General features: G+C 73.0%; 6 protein-coding genes. 3 read left to right on the top strand and 3 right to left on the bottom strand.

Annotated elements, in window-relative coordinates:
• A partial coding sequence (locus tag E9565_RS08815) for an integrase core domain-containing protein (protein ID WP_236834679.1) occupies positions 1–87 on the top strand: 87 nt, incomplete at its 5' end.
• A 13-nt stretch (positions 88–100) separates the two neighbouring features.
• On the opposite strand, the gene E9565_RS08810 is transcribed toward E9565_RS08815, so the two are convergent.
• From E9565_RS08810 to E9565_RS08800, 3 genes are all read right to left on the bottom strand, one after another.
• Positions 101–856 (bottom strand): hypothetical protein, encoded by a 756-nt coding sequence (locus tag E9565_RS08810; protein WP_236828671.1) that lies wholly within the window; start codon positions 854–856, stop codon positions 101–103.
• 120 nt (positions 857–976) lie between these two features.
• Complete coding sequence (locus E9565_RS08805; protein ID WP_236826524.1) at positions 977–2056, bottom strand: inositol-3-phosphate synthase; 1080 nt, start codon at positions 2054–2056, stop codon at positions 977–979.
• Positions 2057–2169: 113 nt separating this feature from the next.
• Positions 2170–2790, bottom strand: coding sequence for a PadR family transcriptional regulator (locus E9565_RS08800; protein WP_236826525.1), 621 nt, complete (start codon positions 2788–2790; stop codon positions 2170–2172).
• A 157-nt stretch (positions 2791–2947) separates the two neighbouring features.
• Here E9565_RS08800 and E9565_RS08795 point away from each other — a divergent pair, with 157 nt between their 5' ends.
• Together E9565_RS08795 and E9565_RS08790 are read left to right on the top strand one after the other, a co-directional pair.
• Complete coding sequence (locus E9565_RS08795; RefSeq protein WP_236826526.1) at positions 2948–3364, top strand: DUF5318 family protein; 417 nt, start codon at positions 2948–2950, stop codon at positions 3362–3364.
• Between the two features lie 143 nt (positions 3365–3507).
• Positions 3508–6012 (top strand): transglycosylase domain-containing protein, encoded by a 2505-nt coding sequence (locus tag E9565_RS08790; RefSeq protein ID WP_236834676.1) that lies wholly within the window; start codon positions 3508–3510, stop codon positions 6010–6012.

The following is a 6012-nucleotide window of genomic DNA, read 5'->3' as shown; positions in this document are numbered from 1 at the left end:
GCTCCCTGGCTGGAGCACTACAACACTCAACGCCGCCACAGCGCCCTCGGCGGGGAGTCCCCGATCAGCCGACTGGCACCAACCTGATGGCTCGGTACACCTAGAGGCCGAACGCCTCGGCGATCTCCGCGTGGTCCGCGGCCTCGGCCGTCTCCTCGGCCGTCGGCAGGGCCAGCCGGCGGCTCCCGTGCTCGGCGAGCGTGACCGTCACCTCGACCGCGCCCAGCGGGGTGCGGTACTGCACCAGGGTGCGATCGGCGTCGTCCACCGCGACCGAGCGCTCGTCCCGGAGGCGGTAGACCGTGGTGGGCCGGCCGTCGACGGCCTGCTCCCCCTCCCACCGGTACGGGCCGTCCAGGAAGGCCGCGGGCCGGTCGGGCCGCTCCGCGGCGAGGTTCTGCAGGACCTGCACCACGAGATCGAGCAGCGGCGGCTCGGGCTCACCGGACGACAGCGTCCGCCGCAGGTACGTCGCGTCGGGGGCCCCGGCGGCCGCCAGCGCCTCGGGGAGCCCGGGTACGTCGCCGGCCCAGAGGTCGTCGCGGTCGAAGAAGAGGGTGCGGGTGTCCCGGTCCTCGCCGGCCACCGTGGTCACCGCCTGGGCCTGGCCGACCGCGCGCCGGAAGTCGATCTGGCCGGTCAGCGTGAGCACCGCGTCGTCGCCGAAGGGCGCGGTCACGACGAAGTCGGCGCCGCCCTCCTCGTGGTTGCGGTGCAGCAGCTCGGCGAGGACGGCGGCGTCCTCCTCCGTGACCGGCTCCCCGGCCTGCCGCTCGCCGTCGGTGCACCCGGCCAGCAGGAGGAGGGCCAGCCCGGCCGCGCCCACCCGGGAGGCGAGCTGGCGGCGGGCGGGCATGGGGTCAGCGTAGGCAGCCGGTCGCCCCGGAGCGGGCCCGACGCGACGGGGGCATAGGAGGCTTTGCCGGCGTCTGGGGGTACCAGGACGCAGGCAAAGCCCCCTATGCCCGGTGGTGGCTCAGCGCTCGACGTCCCCGCGGATGAAGGCCTCCACGGCGTCGCGTGCCTCGCTGTCGCTGTACTGCACCGGTGGCGACTTCATGAAGTACGAGGACGCCGACAGGATCGGGCCGCCGATGCCGCGGTCCTGGGCGATCTTCGCGGCGCGGACGGCGTCGATGATGATGCCGGCCGAGTTCGGGGAGTCCCAGACCTCGAGCTTGTACTCCAGGTTCAGCGGGACGTCGCCGAACGCGCGGCCCTCGAGGCGGACGTAGGCCCACTTCCGGTCGCTCAGCCACGGCACGTGGTCCGACGGGCCGATGTGCACGTTGCCCGCGCCCATGTCGCGCTCGACCTGGCTGGTGACGGCCTGGGTCTTGGAGATCTTCTTGGACTCCAGGCGCTCGCGCTCGAGCATGTTCTTGAAGTCCATGTTGCCGCCGACGTTCAGCTGCATGGTGCGGTCGAGCTGCACGCCGCGGTCCTCGAACAGCTTGGCGAGCACCCGGTGGGTGATGGTGGCGCCCACCTGGCTCTTGATGTCGTCGCCGACGATGGGCACACCCGCGGCGGTGAACTTGTCCGCCCACTCCTTGGTGCCGGCGATGAAGACCGGGAGGGCGTTGACGAAGGCGACGCCGGCGTCCAGCGCGGCCTGCGCGTAGAACTCGGCGGCCTGCTGCGAGCCGACCGGCAGGTAGCAGACGAGCACGTCGGCGCCCGAGTCGCGCAGGGCGGCGACGACGTCGACCGGCTGCTCGTCGGACTCCTCGACCATCTCGCGGTAGTACTTGCCCAGGCCGTCGAGGGTGGTCCCGCGCTGCACGGTCACGCCCAGCGGCGGGACGTCGCAGATCTTGATGGTGTTGTTCTCGCTGGCGACGATGGCCTCGGAGAGGTCGCGGCCGACCTTCTTGGCGTCCACGTCGAACGCGGCGACGAACTCGACGTCGGACACGTGGTACTCGCCGAAGCGGACGTGCATCAGGCCCGGGACGGACGTGGTCTCGTCGGCGTCGCGGTAGTAGTGCACGCCCTGCACGAGCGAGGCGGCGCAGTTGCCGACGCCGACGATGGCGACCTTGACTGACCCCATGACTCTCCTTACTCCTGGACCGAGGTGGTCCGCTGGGCTCGGACCGGTGGTGGTCCGCTGCTGTCTCGGGCGGGCTGGCCCGCTGGTCGGTGGTGGTGGTGCATGACCGTCTGCTAGGTCGGGACGTGCTGCGCACCGGCCGGCCCGTCGTCCTCGCCCGCGCGGGGCGCCGGCCGGTCGCCGGACTCCGCCCGTTCGCTGTCGATGAGCTCGGAGAGCCAGCGGACCTCGCGGTCCACCGACTCCAGACCGTGGCGCTGGAGCTCGAGGGTGTAGCGGTCGAGCCGTTCACGGGTCCGCGCCAGTGAGGACCGCAACCCTTCGCGCTGCCGCTCCACGGTGCGCCGGCGGCCCTCGAGGATCCGCAGCCGCACGTCGCGCGCCGTGTGCCGGAAGAAGGCCAGGCGGACGCCGAAGAGCCCGCCGTCGTCGTAGGCCTCCGGGCCGGTCTGGCTGACCAGCTCGTGGAAGCGCTCCTTGCCCTCCGCGGTGATCGTGTAGACCACCTTGCCGCGTCGGCCGGTCAGCGGCGGTGCGTCGGCCGGTAGCAGGGCACGCGGCGCGGGCTCGTCGGTGGAGATCAGCCCGGCCGCCTGCATCCGCCGCAGCGCGGGGTACAGCGATCCGTAGGAGATGCTGCGCAGCCCGCCGAGCACCGCGGCGAGCTGCTTGCGCAACTCGTACCCGTGCATCGGCGCCTGGTGCAGCAGGCCGAGGATGGCGAACTCGAGCACGTCGCCCTCCCCGGTCGCGCCTGCAGTCGATGTATCGGCACGATACATCGATCGGTCCGCGCACTCCATCCCGAGGCGTGGGGCGGGTGGGTCACCCGGGGCGGGTAGCGTGCTCGGTCACCCCACGGACCAGGGCCTGGTGCGTACATTGGCCGCCGTGCCCGGACGTCGTTCCGTCGTGGACTACTCGCTGCAGCGGCGAGCCGTCCTCGCGGGAGTACGAACGGGGCGCACGGGGTTGTCCGAGGTGTGCGACGCCAGTCCGTACCTCTCGCGGGCGGCGAAGTACCACGGAGAGCCGACCGACGCCGCCTGCCCGGTCTGCCGACGTGAGCGCCTCACCCTGGTGAACTACGTGTACGGCGAGAACCTCGGGCCGGTGGCCGGCCAGGCCAAGACCGAGGCCGAGCTCGCCCGCATGGACGCCGCCCAGGACGAGTTCTCCGTCTACCGGGTCGAGGTGTGCCGCGGGTGCGGCTGGAACCACCTGGACTGCTCGTACGTCCTCGGTGCCGAACCCGAGCCGGGCCGCAGGGCCCGCCGCAGCCGGCGCCGGGCCGCTCCCGAGCGGTGACGGACCGGCCGGCTGCCGGCCCCCCACCGTGCCACCGGGCCCGCGACGGAGCGGGCCCTCTCCGCTGCCACAGCTGAAGACGAACCGCTGCGTCCGGGCAGGTGCCCGGCGTCGACCATGACAGCCCAGGAAGGGGTGTGCTCGTGCCCAGCCACGACGAGACCTCGCCCGTCGCACCGCGGGCCGGCTCGGTGCGCCGGCCGCCGGCCGCCCGTACCCGCAGCACCGGGGGCGGGGGCGGCACCGGCCGTCCCCCCGGCGGTGGTCGCCCGTCCGGCGGCGGGCGGCCGCCCGCGCGCGGCGGGACGACGGCCTCGCGCACCGGCTCGGGCCGTCCCCCGGGCCGGCCGACCGGGGCCAAGGGCAAGGCGGCGCGCAGCAAGAAGCAGCGCCGCGCCCGCCGGCTGAAGATCACCGCCGCGATCACGGGTGGGCTGCTCGCGCTGATGTGCGTCTTCGTCGGCGTGGTCTACGCCAGCACCGAGGTGCCGAGCCCCGACTCGGTGTCGACCAAGCAGACGACGGTGCTCTACTACTCCGACGGCGTGACCGAGATGGCGCGGCTCGGTGACGAGAACCGCACCAACGTGCCGCTGGCGGAGATCAGCGAGCCGGCGCAGCGCGCGGTCCTGGCCGCCGAGAACCGCAGCTTCTACTCCGATCCCGGCATCTCCTTCACCGGCATCGTGCGGGCCGCCTGGAACAACCTGACCGGCGGCTCCACGCAGGGCGGCTCGACCATCACGCAGCAGTACGTCAAGAACGCCTTCCTGACGCACGACCAGACGTTCAGCCGCAAGTTCCAGGAGCTGTTCCTGGCGATCAAGCTGGACAACAACTTCTCGAAGGAGCAGATCCTCGAGAACTACCTCAACACCATCTACTACGGCCGCGGCGCCTACGGCATCGAGGCCGCCGCCGACACCTACTTCGGCGTCCCGGCCGCGGAGCTCACCGCGCAGCAGGCCGCGGTGCTCGCCGTCCTGATCCGGAGCCCCTCCAACTACGACCCGGAGACCAACCCCGAGGGATCCCAGGACCGCTGGGGCCTGGTGCTCGACGCGATGGTCGAGGAGGGCTGGCTGTCCGCGGAGGAGCGGGCCGCCTCGGAGTACCCGGCGGTGCTGCCCAAGACCGGCTCCACGCTCGGCATGCCGGAGGGCCCCGAGGGCCACATCGTCCGGCAGGTCACCCAGGAGCTGCAGGACCGGTACGGCTACGACGAGCAGCAGATCAACGCCGGTGGCCTGCAGGTGACGACGACGATCAGCAAGCCGGCGCAGGACGCCGCCGTGGCCGCCGTCCAGGAGGTGACGGCGCCGCCGGAGCCGCAGGAGCTGCGCGAGGCACTCGTCGCCATCGACCCCCGCAGCGGCGGGGTCGTCGCCTACTACGGCGGCGAGAACGGCGTCGGCACCGACTACGCGCAGGCCAAGCGCCAGCCCGGGTCGTCGGTCAAGCCCTACGTGCTGGCCACGGCCCTCGAGCAGGGCATCGGGATCCAGGCCCGCCGCGACGGCAGCGACGACCAGGAGTTCCCCGACCGACCCGGCAAGCCGGTGACCAACTCCGGCGGTGCGAGCTGCCCGGCCTGCACGCTGACCGAGGCGATGACGCGCTCGCTGAACACCACCTTCTACGGCCTGGCCTACGAGGTCGGCCCGGAGAACGTGCGCGACACGGTCCTCGCGGCCACGGGGCTGCCGGACACGTGGGGAGGCAGCGACTTCTTCGCGGGCAAGACCGTGCTGGCCAACTCCGAGGGCCTCACCGGCTCGTCGATCGGCATCGGTGAGTACGAGATGCGCCCGTTCGACCAGGCGCAGGGCTTCGCGACGCTCGCCGCCGGCGGCGTCTTCCGCGACGCGCACTTCGTCGCGAAGGTGACCGACGGCGAGGGCGCCGTGCTGGTCGACCAGACCGCCGCCACCGACGGGGAGCAGGTCCTGCCGGGCGACGTCGTCAACGACGTCACCGTCGCGCTCAAGGACGTCGCCTCCTACTCCCGCCGGGCCCTGGACGACGGCCGCGAGGTCGCCAGCAAGACCGGCACCCAGGGGCAGGGCGAGAACAACTCCGACGCGTGGATGGTCGGGTACACCCCCTCCATCGCCACCGCGGTGTGGATGGGCAACGACTCCCCCAGCGACCCGATCGTCGACTCCCGCGGGCGGATCATCTACGGCTCGGGGCTGCCCGGCGCCATCTGGCAGCGCTTCATGGACGCCGTCCTCGCCGGCACCCCGGAGGAGGACCTGCCGGACCGGGCGCTGATCAAGGGCGACACCGGCGAGGGCGTCCCCGCACCGACGACCCAGGCGCCGCCGCCGGTGGAGACCCCGGCCGCGCCGACGACGACGAGTGCACCCACCACGACCGCCCCGCGGCCGGTGGACACCGACGGCGACGGGGTGCCGGACGACCAGGACTTCGCCCCGAACGACCCGAGCGTCCAGACGCGGCCGACCCAGCAGCCGCTCGACCCCGACGGTGACGCCGACGGTGACGGCCTCCCGAACCGGCAGGACCCCGCGCCGAACGACCCGGCCATCCCGGGCGACAGGAACAACCCCGGCGGGGGTGGCGGTGCGGGTGGCGACACCCAGCCCGGCACGCCCGGCCCGGTCGTCCCGCCGCCGCCCGGCTGA

Source organism: Blastococcus sp. KM273129, assembly GCF_021698995.1.
Lineage (GTDB): Bacteria > Actinomycetota > Actinomycetes > Mycobacteriales > Geodermatophilaceae > Blastococcus.
Note: the sequence above shows the minus strand (reverse complement) of the source record. Positions and strands in the feature narration are given on the sequence as shown.

What these genes read in the sequence shown, in the direction of transcription:
- E9565_RS08810 (WP_236828671.1), bottom strand. Translation starts at nt 856, where the DNA reads ATGCCCGCCCGCCGCCAGCTCGCCTCCCGGGTGGGCGCGGCCGGGCTG.
- E9565_RS08805 (WP_236826524.1), bottom strand. Translation starts at nt 2,056, where the DNA reads ATGGGGTCAGTCAAGGTCGCCATCGTCGGCGTCGGCAACTGCGCCGCC.